Origin of the sequence: Microbacterium bandirmense (assembly GCF_037204185.1) — a bacterium.
Taxonomy (GTDB): Bacteria; Actinomycetota; Actinomycetes; order Actinomycetales; family Microbacteriaceae; genus Microbacterium; species Microbacterium bandirmense.
The window spans coordinates 166,275-183,496 of sequence record NZ_JBBDGM010000004.1; the positions used below are offsets into that span (position 1 = coordinate 166,275).

General features: G+C 70.0%; 17 protein-coding genes. 7 read left to right on the forward strand and 10 right to left on the reverse strand.

Annotation, left to right across the window (positions count from 1 at the left end):
• Positions 1–3: 3 nt before the first annotated feature.
• The 6 genes from hemQ to hemE all read right to left on the reverse strand — a co-directional run bounded on the left by hemQ (position 4) and on the right by hemE (position 4,621).
• Complete coding sequence (gene hemQ / locus WDU99_RS06275) at positions 4–681, reverse strand: hydrogen peroxide-dependent heme synthase (protein WP_337331589.1); 678 nt, start codon at positions 679–681, stop codon at positions 4–6.
• Positions 682–729: 48 nt separating this feature from the next.
• A complete protein-coding gene (locus WDU99_RS06280; RefSeq protein WP_337331590.1) occupies positions 730–1,017 on the reverse strand; it encodes a hypothetical protein in 288 nt (95 codons plus the stop codon).
• Complete coding sequence (locus tag WDU99_RS06285) at positions 1,004–1,411, reverse strand: phage holin family protein (RefSeq protein WP_337331591.1); 408 nt, start codon at positions 1,409–1,411, stop codon at positions 1,004–1,006. Before WDU99_RS06285 ends, WDU99_RS06280 begins: the two co-directional genes overlap by 14 nt.
• Position 1,412: 1 nt before the next feature.
• A complete protein-coding gene (locus tag WDU99_RS06290; protein ID WP_337331592.1) occupies positions 1,413–1,829 on the reverse strand; it encodes a hypothetical protein in 417 nt (138 codons plus the stop codon).
• A gap of 139 nt (positions 1,830–1,968) precedes the next feature.
• The gene (locus WDU99_RS06295; RefSeq protein ID WP_337331684.1) at positions 1,969–3,537 is read right to left on the reverse strand and encodes a protoporphyrinogen/coproporphyrinogen oxidase; all 1,569 of its coding nucleotides are present in this window, start codon (positions 3,535–3,537) and stop codon (positions 1,969–1,971) included.
• A gap of 70 nt (positions 3,538–3,607) precedes the next feature.
• Positions 3,608–4,621 (reverse strand): uroporphyrinogen decarboxylase, encoded by a 1,014-nt coding sequence (gene hemE, locus WDU99_RS06300; RefSeq protein ID WP_337331593.1) that lies wholly within the window; start codon positions 4,619–4,621, stop codon positions 3,608–3,610.
• 85 nt (positions 4,622–4,706) lie between these two features.
• On the opposite strand from hemE, the gene WDU99_RS06305 reads away from it, so the two are divergent.
• Positions 4,707–6,017: a glutamyl-tRNA reductase gene (locus tag WDU99_RS06305; protein WP_337331594.1), complete on the forward strand. Its 1,311-nt coding sequence runs from the start codon at positions 4,707–4,709 to the stop codon at positions 6,015–6,017.
• A 7-nt stretch (positions 6,018–6,024) separates the two neighbouring features.
• On the opposite strand, the gene WDU99_RS06310 is transcribed toward WDU99_RS06305, so the two are convergent.
• The 3 genes from WDU99_RS06310 to WDU99_RS06320 are packed head-to-tail and all read right to left on the reverse strand — an operon-like array spanning position 6,025 to position 11,525.
• A complete protein-coding gene (locus tag WDU99_RS06310) occupies positions 6,025–7,947 on the reverse strand; it encodes a WD40 repeat domain-containing protein (RefSeq protein ID WP_337331595.1) in 1,923 nt (640 codons plus the stop codon).
• On the reverse strand, positions 7,944–9,836 hold the full coding sequence (locus WDU99_RS06315) for a toll/interleukin-1 receptor domain-containing protein (RefSeq protein WP_337331596.1): 1,893 nt from the start codon (positions 9,834–9,836) through the stop codon (positions 7,944–7,946). The genes WDU99_RS06310 and WDU99_RS06315 overlap by 4 nt, the downstream gene beginning before the upstream one ends.
• A gap of 3 nt (positions 9,837–9,839) precedes the next feature.
• A complete protein-coding gene (locus WDU99_RS06320; RefSeq protein WP_337331597.1) occupies positions 9,840–11,525 on the reverse strand; it encodes an NAD-binding protein in 1,686 nt (561 codons plus the stop codon).
• A 62-nt stretch (positions 11,526–11,587) separates the two neighbouring features.
• Here WDU99_RS06320 and WDU99_RS06325 point away from each other — a divergent pair, with 62 nt between their 5' ends.
• From WDU99_RS06325 to WDU99_RS06345, 5 genes are all read left to right on the forward strand, one after another.
• The gene (locus WDU99_RS06325; RefSeq protein WP_337331598.1) at positions 11,588–12,010 is read left to right on the forward strand and encodes a hypothetical protein; all 423 of its coding nucleotides are present in this window, start codon (positions 11,588–11,590) and stop codon (positions 12,008–12,010) included.
• Positions 11,994–13,079: a patatin-like phospholipase family protein gene (locus WDU99_RS06330; RefSeq protein WP_337331599.1), complete on the forward strand. Its 1,086-nt coding sequence runs from the start codon at positions 11,994–11,996 to the stop codon at positions 13,077–13,079. The genes WDU99_RS06325 and WDU99_RS06330 overlap by 17 nt, the downstream gene beginning before the upstream one ends.
• Positions 13,080–13,215: 136 nt before the next feature.
• Positions 13,216–14,103: a hypothetical protein gene (locus WDU99_RS06335; protein ID WP_337331600.1), complete on the forward strand. Its 888-nt coding sequence runs from the start codon at positions 13,216–13,218 to the stop codon at positions 14,101–14,103.
• A 149-nt stretch (positions 14,104–14,252) separates the two neighbouring features.
• The gene (locus WDU99_RS06340) at positions 14,253–14,858 is read left to right on the forward strand and encodes an HhH-GPD-type base excision DNA repair protein (RefSeq protein WP_337331601.1); all 606 of its coding nucleotides are present in this window, start codon (positions 14,253–14,255) and stop codon (positions 14,856–14,858) included.
• Positions 14,855–15,277: a DUF1801 domain-containing protein gene (locus tag WDU99_RS06345; protein WP_337331602.1), complete on the forward strand. Its 423-nt coding sequence runs from the start codon at positions 14,855–14,857 to the stop codon at positions 15,275–15,277. Before WDU99_RS06340 ends, WDU99_RS06345 begins: the two co-directional genes overlap by 4 nt.
• A 25-nt stretch (positions 15,278–15,302) precedes the next feature.
• Here the strand turns inward: WDU99_RS06345 and WDU99_RS06350 are convergent, their stop codons facing one another.
• Positions 15,303–15,776, reverse strand: a complete 474-nt coding sequence (locus WDU99_RS06350) for an adenylyltransferase/cytidyltransferase family protein (protein ID WP_337331603.1) — start codon at positions 15,774–15,776, stop codon at positions 15,303–15,305.
• Between the two features lie 120 nt (positions 15,777–15,896).
• Here WDU99_RS06350 and WDU99_RS06355 point away from each other — a divergent pair, with 120 nt between their 5' ends.
• Positions 15,897–17,201 carry a glycoside hydrolase 5 family protein gene (locus WDU99_RS06355; RefSeq protein WP_337331604.1) on the forward strand — a complete coding sequence of 435 codons (1,305 nt, stop codon included), beginning with the start codon at positions 15,897–15,899 and terminating at the stop codon, positions 17,199–17,201.
• Positions 17,202–17,222: the final 21 nt, after the last annotated feature.

Sequence of the window (17,222 nt, forward strand, 5' to 3'; positions counted from 1 at the left end):
CGGTCACTGCAGCACGTCGGCGATCTCGTCGAAGCGCAGGCGGCGCCCGGTGTAGAAGGGCACCTCCTCCTTCACATAGTCGCGCGCCTCGGTGTAGCGCAGGTCGCGCATGAGATCGACGAGCTCGGTGGGGTCATCGGCCTCGAGCGGCAGCAGCCACTCGTAGTCGCCCAGTGCGAAGGCCGCCACCGTGTTGGCGATCACGCCGCGGTGCGCCGCGCCCTTGCGACCGTGGTCGGCGAGCATGCGGCGACGGTCGTCCTCGTCGATCAGGTACCACTGCGGGGTGCGCACGAAGGGGTACAGGCACAGCCAGCCCTTGGGGTCGACACCACGCAGGAAGCCGGGCACGTGGGCCCGGTTGAACTCGGCGTCACGGTGCACGCCCATCACGTTCCACACCGGCAGCAGCGAGTGCAGCAGATCGGTGCGACGCAACCGGCGCAGAGCGCGCTGCAGTTCTTCGGCGGTGTCGCCGTGCAGCCACACCATCAGGTCGGCGTCGGCCTTCAGGCCGCTGACATCGTAGAAGCCGCGCACCGTGACGCCGGAGTCCTCGATGTATCCGACGATCGTCTCGAGTTCGGTGGCGTCGGGCTCGCTCACCGGTGCATCGGGATTGCGGCGCCACACGGCCCACAGGGTGAATCCGGACGGGTTCTCAGCAGCAGCTTCGGACATGTATCCAGTGTGCCCCCTCAACCCGTGGAGGGCGAACCCGCGCCGACTCTAGCGCGAAGCGGCCCTGGCGATCACCCAGACCAGTCCGCCGACGACGGCGGCGACACCGGCGACCGCTGCGGCCGCTCCGACCGGGTTGCGGTGCGCGAAGGCGCGTGCCCGTACGATGCCGCGCTGCGAGGCCTTCTCGATGCGGCGGGGGAAGTTGCCGCGCACCTCGATCGCGGCCAGCGCCGCCTTGAGCTCGGCGCGCGCCGACTCCACCGGGTCGGTGATGCCGTCGGGCACCGCCGTGCGGGGAAGGTCGCGCGGCTGGTGCGGGTCAGAATTCGTCATTGCCTGCCTCCTTCACGAGACGGACGTCGGTGGCCACGGCCTGTCCGGGGTTCTGTCGTTTCACGATCTTGCGGAAGCGCAGGATGCCCAGCAGGGCGAAGACGACCATCGCCAGCAGCAGGAAGCCGAACACCGCCAGGGCCGCCACCCACGCCGGCCACCACGAGGAGAGGCCGATGATCGCGAAGGCGAGCAGCACTGGGATCGCCCAGAACAGCAGGAACAGCGTGATGATGAACCACAGGCTGCCGAACAGTCCGTCCTTGGATGTGCGCCTGACCCACGCCTTGGCCGCCTCGACCTCTGCGGTGATCAGATTCCGCACCAGCTCGGGCAGGTCTCCGAGCAGCGTCAGCAGACTGTCGTCGGCGCGGTCGCGGTATCCGCGGCGCATGTCAGGATCCGTTCTTCTTCGCCGAGCTCTTCGACGAGGCACTCTTCGCTGAAGTGCTCTTGGTCGTGGTCTTCGTCGTGGTCTTGCGTGCCGCCTCGGCGGTGTCCTCAGCCGCATCGGCGACCTCGTCGACCGCGTCCTTGGTCGCGTCGATGACACCGTCGAGCTTCTGCCCGGGAGTGCCCGAGCTGGAGACCGCCTTGACGACCTTCACCGCGCCGTTCCACATCGCACCGGGAACCGCGGCGGCCTGCGATTTCGCGAACTCCTGCACGCGTGCGACCTGATGCTGCACCGGGTCGGTGTGCCACAGCTTCAGCCACTGCGTCTTGATCTGCTCGTAGCGCTCGCGTCCCGCGCGCGTGCCGAGCACGTAACCTACGCCGAGTCCGACGACGAGTCCGATCTTCCCCTTCATGGGAGCCTCCTGACTTCCTGTTGCGGCGTCTTCACCGGGCCGGAACTCACCGCCCCCGCGTGATCGATCTCCAGGGTAGTCGCATATGCCGGATTCGGCATCTACGGTTGTGCGAACCCTCCAGGGGGTGTAAGAACGCTCAACCGCGCTCGTTCTCGCCCCACAGCAGACCGCTGCGCAGCCGGTCCGACTCGGCCACGGCATCCGGGATCACCTGCGCGAGTCCGGTGCCCGCCATCCACGCGCCGACGACCGCGAGACCGGGGATCTTCCGCACCACGTCACGGGCGGCCGTGCGGCGCTCTGCCGCACCGATCAACGAACTCGGCTGAGCCTGCACGAAACGGCCGCGGTGCGCGGCGACCAGCTGCTGCGGAGTCAACTCGATCCCGAGCAGGGCGGAAGCCTGCGTCAGCGCGAGCTGGGCGGCCGCATCGTCATCGAGCGCGGCGGTCGCGGCCGGCTCACCCTGCGTCCCGAATGACACCCGCACGACGTGCCGGTCACCGGCGGCTGCGCGCACCCAGCCCCACTTGGCCGTGGAATGGGTCAGCGCCTTGGCGATGTGACTGCCCGGCACGGTGAGCACACCGCTGCCCCGGGGTGCGGCGTCGAGCGCGGGTGCGTCGAGCAGCAGGCTGACGATCTCGATCTCGGGGGCCTCACCGGCCGGCCCGAGTCCGGACACGCTGCTCTCGAGCAGTGCGCGGGCTGCGGGCTCGGGGGTGGCGACGACGATGCCGGTGGCGTGCAGCGCCTCATCGGCGACAGCATCCGCCTCGTCGTCGACCGAGTCGGGGTCCTCCGCCGTCGTCTCGCAGGCGACCACCCACCCGGCTCCGTCGCGACGCAGTGAGGTGGCGCGGGTCTCGGTGCGCACCTCGACGCCGTAGGTGTCGAGCTCGGCGTGCAGGGCGGCGACCAGACGGCCCATACCGCCCACCAGGCCGAGCACGGCCGACCCCGGGGCCTTGCCCTCGGCGGATGCCCCGCGGCGCTCGGCCAGCAGAGTCGCGACCGCTCCGCTGAGCGAGCCGGTGCGGGTGAGCGCCGTGCTCAACCCCGGCGCCGCGATCTCGGTGTCGACGTCGTCGGGCAGTGCCGAGTAGACCCCCGCGGTGACGGGCGCGACGAGGCGGTCGTGCACGCGCGCGCCCATGCGCGAGCGCACCAGCTTGCCCAGGCTGCGCTCATGGCCGATCGTGAGCGGCGGACGCAGCCGGTCGACGTACGCGCGCCATGCACCGCGCCAGCCGATGATGCGGCGCACGTCGTCGGCGAAGGGATTGGCGGGGATCCCGAGGATTCCGCCCTTCGGCAGCGGCGCATCCGGGGCATCCGGAATGCCGCTCAACCACGCCCCGCCGCCCTGGGGTGCGACTACCTGGTCGGAGAGACCCAGCTCAGCGACCAGCGCGTGCACGTGTCCTCCGCGCGTGGCGAAGCTCTCGGCGCCCGCGTCGATCATGACGCCGTCGAGCTCGACCGAGCGGATGCTGCCGCCGAGGGCATCCGCCGCCTCGAGCAGCGTCACGCGCATGCCCACCCGCGCGCATTCTCGGGCCGCGATGAGCCCGCCGGTGCCGCCGCCGATGACGACGACGTGCTGCTCGGCGGCGCGGGCGGCCAGCTCGGGGGCTGCGTGATCGGTCATGGTGTCGATTCTTTCAAATCTCGATGTCGTCGTCCCCGGTGTCCCGGTCGCAATGGATGCCGCTTCGGCGCAGGAATTCCGGCATCTATTGCGACCTGGACGTCGTGTGTCGGCCGAAGCCGCGTCAGAGCTCGCCGTGCGCGAGCTGCACGATGCGGGTCAGCTGGTGGGGGTCGGTCTCGGGCGGCACGCCGTGGCCGAGGTTCAGCACGTGCCCCTTCGCCCCGCGCCCCCGTTCGATCACGTCGCGCACGTGTGCCTCGAGCACCGGCCACGGCGCCTGCAGCAGGGCCGGGTCGATGTTGCCCTGCACGGCGACGTCGTCGCCGACGATGCGGATCGCCTCGTCCAGGGGCATCCGCCAATCGACGCCGACGGCGTCGGCGATCCCGTCCAGGCGCATGTCGGCGAGGAACGGACCGGTTCCGACGCCGAAGTGGATGCTGGGAAGCCCGATCCCCTCGAGCGCGGCGCGCGAGTGCGGGGCGATGTGCGTGCGGTAGTCGGTCGGGCTGAGCGAACCCGCCCACGAGTCGAACAGCTGAACGACCGAGGCGCCCGCGTCACGCTGGATCTCGAGGAAGCGACGCGAGATGCGCGACAGCCATCCGGCGAGCGCGTTCCACGACGCGGGGTCGGCGTGCATCATGGCGCGGGCGCGCAGGTGCTCCTTGGAGGGTCCGCCCTCGATCAGATACGCGGCGAGGGTGAACGGTGCGCCGGCGAAGCCGATCAGCGGGGTGTCTCCGAGCTCGGCGACGGTGAGGCGCACGGCCTCGGCGATCGCAGTGCCGTCGAGGTCAGCGGGGTCGATCGCCGTGATGCGGGCGACGTCGGCGGCGGTGCGCACAGGGTCGGCGAACACGGGGCCCCGGCCGGGCTCGATGACCACGTCGACACCGGCGAGACGCAGCGGGATGACGATGTCGCTGAAGAACACGGCCGCGTCGACGCCGTGCCGGCGCACCGGCTGCAGGGTGATCTCGGAGGCGAGATCGGGGGTGAGGCAGGCGTCCAGCATCCGCGTGCCGACGCGCAGCTCGCGGTATTCGGGAAGGGAGCGTCCGGCCTGACGCATGAACCAGACGGGGGTGCGCTCGGGGGTCTCGCCGGCGAGGGCACGCAGCAGATCGCTCATGCGTCCATCGTGTCATCCGCGCCTATGTGTCGGCGGCGTGACGGTGTGGGGCTCGCTCAAAGACACAGCGGGTAAACTGCCCTGCGTGTTGCTCTGCGTGACGGCCAGTCATAAGACGGCTTCCTTCGAACTCCTCGAACGTCTCAGTCGCAACCCCGAAAACGTCGCACCGTCCCTGATGGAGGCGGGTGCGCAGGGTGCGGTCGTGCTGGCGACCTGCAACCGCTTCGAGGCCTACATCGAGTCCGACGGCCTCGATCAGAGTGCGGTGGTGGATGCTGTCGCCCGCGCCACCGGCATCCCCGCATCCGAGTTCGACGGCGCCTACCGCACTGTCGCCGACCGGCACGTCGCCGAGCACCTTTTCGCCGTCGCCTCGGGGCTGGAGTCGGTCGTCTCGGGCGAGGGCGAGATCGCCGGCCAGGTGCGCCGGGCCCTTTCGGATGCCCGCGAGGCCGGCACCACGTCATCCGAGCTGGAGCGGCTGTTCCAGCGCGCCAGCCAGGCGCAGCGCAAGGTGAAGAACGTGACCGCCCTGCACCGCGCGGGTCGCTCGCTGGTGCGCCTCTCTTTGGAGCTCGCCGACAGCCGCATCGCGGACTGGTCCGCCGAGCGCGTGCTGCTGGTCGGCACCGGCGAGTACGCCGCGGTGACCCTCGCGACGCTGCGCGAGCGCGGTGCGGTCGACATCTCGGTGTTCTCACCGTCTGGCCGTGCCGAGCTGTTCGCCAAGAAGCACGGCATCCGCGCGGTGCGCGACACCGAGTACGCCTCGGTGGCGCAGGGATCGACGCTGCTGATCACCTGCACGACCGCAACCGAGCCCGTGCTCGGCCCGGCGCAGCTGCTGCGCTCGGCGGCTGCCGACGGCGGCGGATGCCCGATCGGTCCTGCGGCGGGCTTCGCGGCCCAGTCGCCGGTGACCGACGCCCCGCACTCGCAGCTCGTCATCGACCTGGGGATGCCCCGCAACGTCGATCCCCAGGTCGCGCACCTCGAGGGCGTCGCCCTGCTGGATCTGGAGACCATCCGCCTGCACGCACCGCTGGAGGAACTGCAGGCGGCGGACGCCGCCCGCGTCGTGGTGCGCGAGGCCGCCGAGAGCTTCCACGCCGACGGGTCGCGGCAGAGCGTGACGCCGGCCGTGGTCGCCTTCCGCACACACATCTTCGGGCTGCTCGAAGCCGAGATCGACCGTGCCCGCCGCCGCGGTGACGAGGACGGCCTGGTCGAGCAGGCCATGCGCCACCTCGCCGGCGTGCTGCTGCACACCCCCACGGTGCGCGCCCACGAGCTCGCCGCAGAGGGTCGGGGCGAGGAGTTCACAGCCGCGCTGGAGACGCTGTACGGCCTCGCTCCGGGTGCCGGCCGCGCTGCGGAATCCGACATCGCCTGACGGCGTATCACGGAGCATCGAGCTCGTCGCAGGTGGCCCGGTAGTCCTGATCCGGGAGATATATCGCCCATTCGGCCTCGGTGAGGTTCCGCCCCGCGGCTGCGCACGCACGGACGACGGGATCGCTGCTCTCGGCGCTCTCGGCGCTCTCGGTGTTCTCGGAGTTCTCAGAGTTCTCAGAGTTCTCGGTGCCGCCGAGGCGAAGCAGGTTCGCCTCTTCGCTGTCGCCGGCTACGGCCAGCCAGCGTCCGTCCGGCGAGGTTCGCACGAGCTCGGCGCGCAGCGGCAGGGGCACACCGGTGAGATCAGGGGCCGTGCTCGTGCCGCCGAGGGCCGGCGGGGATTCGAGGCCACCCGGAGTGATCGCGACGGCCGACCCGTCGGGCAGGAACACGGCCGACGTGGCGGGGAGCGGCATGTAGCCGCCGGAGACGAGCGGTTCGATGGCCTCTCCCGTCTGTGCGTGGTAGACACCCGCTATGGCACCGTCTTGGGCATCCGGCGCGCCCTGCTTGAGGATGGGGCCGAGGATGCCGGTGTTGTCCGGCGGGAGCGCGACCCGATCGTCGCCGTCCCAGGCGAGGGCGCGCATGCTGTCCCGATCGCCGAACTGGTCGATGGCGACGACGAGTTGCCACTGCGCGATGGGCTGCAGGTCAGCATCCAGGAGCGCGATGTGGCCCGCCGCGGACCCGGCCAGGATTCGGTCGCCGGCGGGATTGCCCGCCACGAACACCGCGCGATCGCTGAAGCCCACCTCGCTGACGGGGCGTTCTGCCACGACCCGGCCTTCATCGATGAGCGCGATCGACTCCCCGCCCGCGACGAATCCGGTGCCGCCCCACGCGCCGATGACCGAGGCGGGAGCGCGGGGGCCGGTGAAGCCGAGGGCCTGCCCGTCTGCGCCGAACAGGTACACGCGGCCCCCTGCTGCCGCGAGCGATTCACCGTCGTGCGACCACGCGATGTCGACAAGTCCGTGGACGCTGTCGACCTGCGTGGGTGAGGCGAGGGCTCCGAGCGGCCAGATCCGCAGTGCCGAGGCGACGTCGATGGTCGCCACATGCGTGTCGGACAGGGCGAGGTCGACGGGATACGAGGCATGCCCGATCAGTCGGGTCACCTCGTCGGAGACGGTGGTGACCTCCCACTCGCCGGAGACCTCGGCGGCCGAGGCCAGTGCCGCACGCGCCTGGTCCGTCTCCGAGATCCGCCAGGCCTCGATCGCGAGCAGTCGTGCGAGTGCCCCGTCGGTTCCGGCGACCTGCTGAGCGAGTGCGGCGAGTCTGCGACTGTCGGCGTCGTCCCGCTCCTGCTCGGCTTCGGCGCGCGCTTGGCCGGCTGCCGCGGCGCCCTGCACCGCCAGGACACCGCCCGCTCCTGCCAGGATGAGCAGCGAGGCGAGCACACCCGCACCGATGCGGGTGAGGGTCCGGGTGCGGCGCTGCCGGCGGACGTCCTCTCCGGCGAGATCGTCCTTGGTGGTTCCGAGGATGGGCGCCACGATCTCGGCCACCCGGTCGAGGAACAGCGGGTCACGGGGCGCGGGCCGCCGTGTGCGATCGCCCGCGTAGAGCATATGCCGGGGCTCGACGGGAAATGCATGACGAAGGGCTTCGGGAGCGGCGCTCGACTCGGCGGAGACCGCGTTGCGCGCGTTGTCCCATTCCCAGGTGCCCGCCGTGACGACCACCTGGAGCCGCTCCACACCCATCGCGGCCAGACGCTGCCGTATCGCGGCGTCGACGTCGGGGTCGTTCGCCGACTCCGGCGATGCCAGCAGCAGGAACCAATCCGCAGCGGCAGGATCACCGGTGCGCGTGATCCGGATGGCTCCGCGGTGCCCGTACCGCGGCAGCGCGCAGGCGAAGGCGTCGGCGAGTGGCTGGTCGGGGCCATTCGCGCCGGCCAGGTAGACGGTCGCGCTCATGACTCCTCCGTGTTCTGGGAGCATCCGGTCGGCGAGTGGCCGATGGCGGCGAACTCGGTGAGGTCCTCACGGGAGACGGTGCCGCCGAGCGCATCGCAGGCGATGTCGAGCAGTCGCTCGGCCTCGGTCGGCCACGTTCCCGCCGATGTGCGCACCCAGCTGCCGCCGAGCAGCCAGCGCGGACTGCCGCCCTGCGCCGCGTCGTAACACCCACCCTCGGTGTACTCCAGGTCGGCGGGAAGCTCGGCCACGGTGGCCATCGTCGGCGGCAGCACCACGCCGGGGAGCCGGCAGCCGTCTGCGGGTGCGAGGGCGAGTGCGTCGTGCGCGTACTCCAGGGGCCCCGCCCTGCTGATGCTCATCGCCTCCCCAACCGGCTCGAGCGTGCCGGGAGCGAGGACGAGCACCGCACCATCGTCGCGGGCCCACAGCGCCGACGAGTCGTCTGTGAAGCGCACCATGCCGGTTCCGGCGACGTCCGCCGATGCGAGCTCCGTCAGCCGGTCGCCGCCGATGGCATAGCTGGACAGCCGCGCACGTATGGGCGTCTCGGCCCACGCCGGCGCGATGCGCACGGCGACCATGCTCCCATCCGGCGCGATGGCGATGGCGGACGCATCACCGCTGCATCCGGCGCAGTCCGATCCGAGCGGCACGGCCACGGAGCGGACCTTCTCACCCGCGATGTCCACCACGATCAGCCGCGCACCGGCGCTGCCCTCATGCCGATACGCGAGAAGATCGCCGGCCGCGGTGAACGACGGCTCCGTGCCGAGCGCCGGGATGGTGGCGACCGGATCGGCACGACCCTCATCGCCGAGAGCAAAGACGGTGCCGTCCGCTCCGACGGCGTGCTCACCGTCCGGCGCGAGGTAGTGTGCCCGACCCGGCAGCATCCACTCGCCGCCGGTTGCGAGATCGACGGCGATGGACCCAGTGGCGGTCGCGAGCGTGACCCGCCCGCCGCCATCGGTGGTCGAAGAGGACGAGGTGATGTCCGCGCTCTGGCGCCCCTCCGGCAGCAGTTCCGGAACCTCGACCAGCTCGGAACCCGTGCCGCTGATCGCCGCGAGCAGCGCACCGCGGTGTTCCGCGGCGGGGGCCAGTGAGTATGCCTCGACGGCGAGAGCGAGCGCCGCGCGCGGATCCTCCGCCGACCGCGACTCGGCGGCGAACTCCCGGGCGAGCGCGACCTGTGCCTCGTGTTCGGCAGCCGACTGCTCGACGGACGCCTGCCGCCAGTTCACCCCGGCGGCGACAGCGGCGATCACCGCGACAGCGGTGGCCGCGGCGAGAACGCCCAGCGTGGAGCGGACGATGGCCTTCGTCCGGCGACGTGCGCGCGCATCGTGCTCCGCCACCTGCTGGAGCGGTTCTTCGCGGATCATGGCGACGATGCGCGCGATATCCGTTCTGAATCGCACGTTGTCGAGCGTCAGGTCGGTCTCCTGCCGCGCCCAGGAGAGGTCGAAGATCGTCGGGGCGGTTGTGAGCAGGCCGCGCAGCGCGGGGTGGACGGCGTCGGAATCGGCGCTGAAGTCCTCGGCCGCGTCGTCCCAGCTGAGCGTGCCCTCGGTGAGGACGATGAGGATCCGGTCGGCGCCCTTGGTCGCGACGCAGTGCTCGATCTCCTGTCCGACCCAGTGGGATGCAGCCGCCTGCGGCGAGGCGAGCAGGACGAACCACTCCGAGGAGTCCAGCGCGGTCGTGATCGCGCCCCACAGGTTCGGGTCGACGGCAAGACCGGTCTCGTCGCGGAAGACCTCCATCGCGCGACGCTGTCGCCACGAGCGCCCGAGCTGCTGCATGCCGCTCTGCAGCGCCGGGGCGAAGGCGCCATCGGCGGAGTGGGAGTACGAGATGAACGCGCTGTACCTGTGGTCCGCCATGTCTCATGGTCCCTCTCGTCGGGGCGCGGGGGTGATCTGCAGATCCGCCGCAGCGAGCACCCCGGGCAGACGCCTGGCCTGATCCCGGCTCTGCTCGGCATGCACGGGATCGACATCCAGCCACTCGGGTTCAGCGGCTTCCGGGTTGCGTGCGAGAAACCAGCGGGTGTGCTCGGCACGCGCGAGCGTCTCCACCGTGTCCGCGTCGAGATCGGAGACGGCCGGCAGCAGCGGCGTGCGCGGCACGATGTCGAAGCCGAGTTCGTTCAGCATCCCCCGCGCCGCCCGAGCGGCGTCATAATTCTGTGCCCGCAGTTCGTGCGGCAGATCCGCCCAGGGCCGATACGCGGGCTTGCGGATGCGCTCCGCTGCGGGGAGAGCGCGGTTCAACTGACGCAGGTAGCCGTCGTGCAGCGCTCGTCCGAGCGCCTCGAGCCGGCCGTGGGCGATCTGATCGTCATCGCCGAGCTCGGCCCCGACGTCGAAAAGCTCGATCCGTCCATGACCATCCAGCAGACGCACCAGCGACGGCCTCTCGGTCACCCCCACGACCATCGCCCCGGTGTCTCGCAGCACGAGGTCCGTCGTGGCGAGCAGGCTCAATGCGTCCGCGTCGTCCTGTTCCGCAACGACGACCAGCGACGGGATGCTCCGCAATCCGCGGAGCGCAGAGGCGACGGTGCTGCGCGCCTGCGTGCTGTCGAGCTCGTGCACGATGATCCGCACCGTCGTCAGCCCGTCGAGGTCGGCGAGGAGTCGCTCGATGCGGCGAGTGCGCGCAGAGACCAGCCAGTGCACCTCGAGCACGTTTCCGTCTGTGCGCGCCGACCATTGCCTGGCGGCAGCGGCGACCACCGAGCGGGCCACGACATCCGCGCCCATGACCACCAGCGGTGCGGGCGCCCCCGGTGTCGTGAGCAGTCCCGCCCAACGGTCGACGATGACGGGCCCTGCGCGGTCTTCGAGGGTGAAGAACTCTCGCCGGAACAGCGCCCCCTGGTCATGCATGAGCGCGTTCAGATCGTTTGCGGCCTCGGCATCGGGCACGGCGAGGAAGCAGCAGAACTCCGACCGCAACGACACGCCCGGCAGCTGTGCGAGCTCGGCGACAGCATCCGCGATCGCCGTGGTCGCGGTGTCGTCTCCGACGAAGACGAGCGCGCGGGATGCCCGGTCGAGGCGTGCCGATCGCAGCCGCGACAGTTCTGCCGCATTGCCGACGATCACCGGGATTCCGCGCCTGCGGGCCGCGCGCACATGTGGGTTCGTGGCGTCCGCCTCGATCACGGTGACCGCGCGACCTGCCTGCTTCGCGGAGCACGCAGCGCGCCACCCCCGTTCTCCGAGTCCGATCACCACGACGTGCCCGCGCAGACGTCGCCCCCCGAGCGACCATGCGCGGTGCCGGAGCACCGAGAGGAACGTGCCGATCGCGGCCGTGGCGAGCACGACGGGAGCGGCCCAGCGTGCGATCTCGAGCGGCCAGGGGATCTCACCGTCGAGCGAGCCGTTCTCCAGCAGGAACAGCGATGCGGCGATGTAGAGCCGGGTGCCGAACGGGAACTCCAGGTCGTGGATACGCGCATACCACGAGATGCCGAACAGGCCCAGGAGGAAGACCGCCGCGACGAGTCCGAGCATTGCAGCACTGCCGAAACGATCCCAGAACGTCCAGAATCGTTGCCGCATTGCTCGTCCTCCGCCAAGGGCCGGTTACCCTGATCCTAGTGAACGGGAGAGAGCGACGCCCAGTGATCCCAGACGAGCATGTCGAGGCACTCGCACGAGCAACCCACCTCCGCGACGCCGAACGACGCCGCGAGCACGCCACTGCCTGGGAGCGCATGGACGCGTCCGAGCGCGAGGCGAACCTCGACTCCGCGCGCTTCGCCCCCACGATCCTCGCCGCGCTCGGCCTTGCGATCGTCGCCGGTGATCGTCAAGAACGTCGCACGGCGCTCACGCCGGAGGAGCTCGAGGCGGGCGCTCGGTTGGAGCACCTGCGCTGGTGTCGGTTCACCCGCAGCATCGGGCGCACGCAGCATCCGCACCTGGTGTCCTGGGAAGAGCTGGACGAACCGGTTCGGGAGCTGGACCGGATCCGGATCCGCGCGTTGCCGGAACTGCTCGGCCGGCTGGGCTACTCGGTGATCGACGATGGCGCTGCCGCCTGAGCGACGTCGACTGCTCGCCATCGACGGCGGTGGTGTCCGGGGCGTCGTCGCACTGGAGGTCATCGCGGGGATAGAGCGCACGCTCCGCCAGGAGTGCGACGACCCGGACCTGCGCCTCGGGGACTGGTTCGACTACATCGGCGGAACGAGCACCGGGGCGATCATCGCGGCGGGACTCGCCCTGGGTCGCTCGGCAGAGCAGCTCCTCGATCTCTATGTCACCCACGCCAAGACGATCTTCCAGTCGTCGCGCTGGCGCGCCCGCATCCGGCACCGCTACGACCATGCCGGACTCGCCACGCTCCTCAAGCACGAGTTCGGCGAGACCACGACACTCGGGTCCGGTGATCTGCGCTGCCTGCTCATGATCGGTCTGCGCAATGCCAGCACCGACTCGCCCTGGCCGGTCAGCAGCAATCCGAACGCGGCGTTCAACGACCCCGCGAACACCGATTCGAATCTGCAGTTGCCCCTGTGGCAGCTGGTCCGTGCCAGCACTGCCGCGCCCACCTACTTCCCGAGTGAGCACATCACCTTCGGCAGCGGCACGACCTATGTCTTCAGCGACGGCGCCACCACCACGTTGAACAATCCGGCGCTCCAGCTGGCCCTCATGGCGATGCTGCCCGAATACCGGCTCGAGTGGCCGCGCGGCCCGGAACAGCTGCTGCTGATCAGCGTGGGCACCGGCGCGTTCGCCACCCGCGCGCTCTCGCGGCTCGATCAGCCGCTCTGGCAACAGGCGACGGCGGTGCCGGCCGCGCTGATCAGCAGCGTCGGCGCACAGCAGGACATGATGTGCCGCGTGCTGGGCCAGACCCGTCACGGCGCACCCATCGACGCCGAGCTCGGGAGTCTTCACCATCCGTCGATATCCGATCCGCTGTTCAGCTATGCCCGTTACGACGCGGCGGTCACGGAGGCCGAGCTCCGCCGACGCGGGCTCTCGTCCAGGCTGGCCCACGCCGGTCACCTGGACGCCGTCGATGCCATCCCGGCACTGCGGCGACTCGGCCGCAGCATCGCCGAAGAGGTCACGGCCGAGCATTTCGCAGGGTTCGTGGCATAAGCCCGCCGGTGCAACACCCTGGTATCCGGGCAGCGCTTCTCGCTAGGTTGGAGAGGAATTCGACAACGGTGGCCGGATACCCCGGAGCCAGCCCGACCTCGAAAGGAACCTGGTCTTGGCGAGCGCAGTATCAGGAATGTCCCCGGCGGCCGGTCTCAGCGCAGCCGTCGCAGCCGTGCTCCTCCTCACCGCGTGCGCATCGTCACCTCCCTCTGCAGATGAACGTGCCGAGGACTCCGCCGAATCGACACCGGACGCACCGGAGACACCGGAGACACCGGCTCTCACCGGCGCCGACATCGGCGACTGGATCCGCGACACCGAGTGGTCGTTCGCCGGTCGCGGCATCGAAGAGCCGTTCACCATCGCATTCGAGGACGGCACGGCGAGCGACGACCACATGCGCACCTACGAGATCGGCGTCGGCGTCGAGTCGGATGCCAACGGCGACGGAGTCGTCGACCTCGCCGTCCCGATCTCCCAACTCGACGGCAACGGCTTCCAGGAGCTCTGGTACATCTGGCTCGGAAACGCCGACGACGTGGAAACCGTGGCACAGCAGGTCATCTATCCCATTGCGCGCACGACCCGCTGCGGCGACGTCGTCCAGTCGGTGAACGCCACGGAGGACGGTTTCAGCATCGATCAGACGCTGTGGATGCCGCACACCGACCAGGACCGCGACTGTGCCGATGGTGGCAGCGGCCACCAGACCCGGGATGTCACCGTCATCGACGTCGACGGCGTCGCGTTCCCGATGCAGACCAGCCCCGTCGAGGCCTGGGGCGGCGTGTGTCCTCGCTCCGACTGGCTCGATGGCATCCCCGATGACACGATCGCCGCACGCGCCGCTCCGCCGGCTTCTGCACCGCAGGTGATCAGCCCCGGTGAGCTGGTCGGTCTCTACGAGCTCGCACCGGCTCCGCTCCTCACCTCAGACGGCGCGCGCTTCTTCGGCTTCCAGGGGGACTCGACGTCGACGACCGATGAGAGCCAGGTCCGAATGCACTGCGCCTTCGGATGATGCACTGCTCGCTCAGCTGATCACTTCGCGACCGGCAAGTTCGTTGACGTCAAGTGCGTGTGACGGGTGGCGGCCACGTATCGTGAGGGCGGGCGCTTCGCGCCCAGGCGTACGGGCGGCGGATGCCGTGCCCCTGGCACACTGGACGCATGGCCCTTCACATCACCGGAGACACCGCCGCCGACGACCTACTCACCAACAACCCGCTGGCTCTGCTGGTCGGGATGCTGCTCGACCAGCAGGTGCCGATGGAGACCGCGTTCGCCGGCCCGCTCAAGATCGAACAGCGCACCGGCGCATCGGATGCCACGGCCATCGCCGCCATGGACCCTGATGACTTCCTCGAGGCGTTCAAGCAGACCCCCGCGGTGCACCGCTTCCCGGGATCGATGGCGACGCGGGTGCAGACGCTCTGCCAGACGCTCGTCGACGAATGGGGCGGCGACGCCGAGGCGCTGTGGACCGCCCCGACCGAGGCAGGAGGCAGCCCGGACGGCCCCGAGGTGCTCAAGCGGCTGAAAAAGCTGCCCGGCTTCGGTGAGCAGAAGGCGAAGATCTTCCTCGCGCTGCTCGGCAAGCAGTACGGCTTCACCGGAGACGGCTGGCGCGAGGCATCCGCCCCCTACGGCGACGAGGGCGCGTACCGCAGCGCCGCCGACATCGTCTCACCGGAGTCGCTGACGAAGGTGCGCGAGCACAAGAAGGCGATGAAGGCCGCCGCCGCGGCGGCGAAGCACGACAAGGCGACGAAATGAGGCCCACCGGAGGAAGCGTCGGCGCGTTCATCGCGGCCGTCACGCCCGCGCGTCGGCAGCGGGATGCCGAGACGCTGACCGCCCTGCTGCAGGAGGTCTCCGGGCGCGATCCCGTGCTGTGGGGCACGATCGTCGGCTTCGGCAGCTGCCACTACCGCTACCCGACCGGCAACGAGGGCGACATGCCACTGCTGGCGTTCGCGCCGCGCAAGGCGGCCTCGACGATCTACCTGGAGTCCACCGCGGAGTACGCGGATGAACTCGCGCGCCTCGGTCCACACACGACAGGCGTCGGATGCCTGTACATCAAGGACCTCGAGAAGATCGACCTCGACGTGCTGCGGGGCATCCTCACCCGCTCGCTCGCCTGGTCGGAGGCCGGCGGCAGCGAGGGTGTGGAGCTGACGGCGATCAGCTGACTCGGCATGGGGTCAGGTAGGCGCTTCAGCCGCGCGAGAGCCGCTCTGCCTCTTTCGCAGCGACGATCTTGCGCAGGCCCGAGCTCGAGAAGCGGTGGTTGCGGCTGTTGAAGTACAGCTCGATGCCGGCCTCTTCGCAGTACTCACGGCCGGTGAAGTCGCGGTCCTCGTACTCGTCGCCGACGATGCGCACGTCGAGCTTGAACGAGCGCAGGATGTCCTCAAGGTCCTGCTCGGTGGAGTACGGCACGATCTCGTCGACGTACTCGCAGCCGCGCAGCTGGATGTAGCGCTCGACGACCGTCTGCGTCGGAGCGTTCTTCTCGGGACGATCGAGCGTCGGATCCATCTGCAGACCGGCGATCAGATAGTCGCACTGCCGCTTCGCCTCGGCGAGCATCATGATGTGTCCGGCGTGCAGCAGGTCGAAGGTGGAGAAGGTGATCCCCACGCGCGGGCCCGGATTGTAATCCTGGTGCTTCTTCGGCGTCTCGGTCATCGTGGTCCTCTCAGATGGTCCCTGGAGAGTCTATGCGGACGGACCGTACGCCGGATGCAGCGAGCGTGTGGAGCGGACCTAACATGGCACGTGAGGTCCTCAAGAGACGAAAGGACGGCGATGTCTTCGACCCCTCCCGGTGACGCACGGCTGCGCTTCGGAGCGAACTACACCCCCTCCGCCAACTGGATGCACTCGTGGCTGTCGCTGAACCTCGATGACGTCCGCCGCGACTTCGCCGGCCTCGCCGCACTCGGGCTCGATCACGTGCGGATCTTCCCCCTCTGGCCCGTGCTGCAGCCCAACCGCACGCTCATCCGCGCTGAGGCCGTCGCCGATGTGCGCGCCGTGGTCGACGCGGGAGCCGAGTTCGGGCTGGATGTCAGCGTCGACGTCATCCAGGGGCACCTGTCGAGCTTCGACTTCATCCCGTCGTGGCTGTACACCTGGCATGACAAGAACATGTTCACCCACCCGGATGCCCTCAGCGGGCAGGTCGCGCTCGTCGAGCGTCTCGCCGAGGAGCTGGGCGGCGCGAAGAACTTCCTCGGGTTCACCACCGGGAACGAGACGAACCAGTTCTCGGCATCCGTGCATCCCTCTCCCTGGCCGGTGACCACCGCCGAAGCCGCCCACTGGATCACCGCCCTGCTCGATGCGGCCGACTCGGCCGCGCCGGACCAGGAGCATGTGCACAGCGAGTACGACGCCGCCTGGTACCTGGACGGGCACGGGTTCACGCCGGCGCTCGCCGCTCGCCTGGGCGCGATGACGACGGTGCACTCGTGGATCTTCAACGGCACCGCCCAGCGCTACGGGGGCCGGTCGTCAGCATCCGACCGCCATGCCGAGTACATGATCGAGGTGACCCGCGCTTTCGCGACCGACCCGCAGCGGCGCACCTGGCTGCAGGAGGTGGGGGCGCCGTCGAACTGCCTGACCGACGACGAGATGCCCGGCTTCCTCGAGGCCACGGTGCGCCATGCGGCACGCACCGCGAACCTCTGGGGCGTGACCTGGTGGTGCTCGCACGACGTCAGCCGCACGCTCGCCGATTTTCCCGAGCTGGAGTACTCGCTCGGGCTGATCGATCAGTCCGGCGCCGCCAAGCCGATCGGGACGCGCTTCGCCGAGATCATCCCAGAACTGCGTGAACGCCGTGCAGCGCCGAAGCGCGCGCTCGGCATCGTGATCGAGGTGGATGCCGACGACACCCCGGTCAGCCGCGGCGCACTCGCGCCCGGCGGACCGATCTTCGAGGCGTGGCTGGCGGCGTGCGCCGACGGCGTCGACGCGACGTTCGTCACCTCGAAGGACGCCTCGGATGCCACCGCGCTGAGCGCCCGCGGGATCACCGAGCTCGTGCATCCCGACCTCTCCGGCGACGTCGCGACCTACGCGTCGAACAACACCGTCGTGGACTGAACTGCCACCGACTGATTGAGG

Coding starts and splice junctions, on each gene's coding strand:
- WDU99_RS06310 (WP_337331595.1), bottom strand. CDS start 7,947: ATGAGCGCGACCGTCTACCTGGCCGGCGCGAATGGCCCCGACCAGCCA.
- hemQ (WP_337331589.1), bottom strand. CDS start 681: ATGTCCGAAGCTGCTGCTGAGAACCCGTCCGGATTCACCCTGTGGGCC.
- WDU99_RS06340 (WP_337331601.1), top strand. CDS start 14,253: ATGGCCCTTCACATCACCGGAGACACCGCCGCCGACGACCTACTCACC.
- hemE (WP_337331593.1), bottom strand. CDS start 4,621: ATGAGCGATCTGCTGCGTGCCCTCGCCGGCGAGACCCCCGAGCGCACC.
- WDU99_RS06280 (WP_337331590.1), bottom strand. CDS start 1,017: ATGACGAATTCTGACCCGCACCAGCCGCGCGACCTTCCCCGCACGGCG.
- WDU99_RS06350 (WP_337331603.1), bottom strand. CDS start 15,776: ATGACCGAGACGCCGAAGAAGCACCAGGATTACAATCCGGGCCCGCGC.
- WDU99_RS06285 (WP_337331591.1), bottom strand. CDS start 1,411: ATGCGCCGCGGATACCGCGACCGCGCCGACGACAGTCTGCTGACGCTG.
- WDU99_RS06315 (WP_337331596.1), bottom strand. CDS start 9,836: ATGGCGGACCACAGGTACAGCGCGTTCATCTCGTACTCCCACTCCGCC.
- WDU99_RS06320 (WP_337331597.1), bottom strand. CDS start 11,525: ATGCGGCAACGATTCTGGACGTTCTGGGATCGTTTCGGCAGTGCTGCA.
- WDU99_RS06290 (WP_337331592.1), bottom strand. CDS start 1,829: ATGAAGGGGAAGATCGGACTCGTCGTCGGACTCGGCGTAGGTTACGTG.
- WDU99_RS06355 (WP_337331604.1), top strand. CDS start 15,897: ATGTCTTCGACCCCTCCCGGTGACGCACGGCTGCGCTTCGGAGCGAAC.
- WDU99_RS06335 (WP_337331600.1), top strand. CDS start 13,216: ATGTCCCCGGCGGCCGGTCTCAGCGCAGCCGTCGCAGCCGTGCTCCTC.
- WDU99_RS06330 (WP_337331599.1), top strand. CDS start 11,994: ATGGCGCTGCCGCCTGAGCGACGTCGACTGCTCGCCATCGACGGCGGT.
- WDU99_RS06345 (WP_337331602.1), top strand. CDS start 14,855: ATGAGGCCCACCGGAGGAAGCGTCGGCGCGTTCATCGCGGCCGTCACG.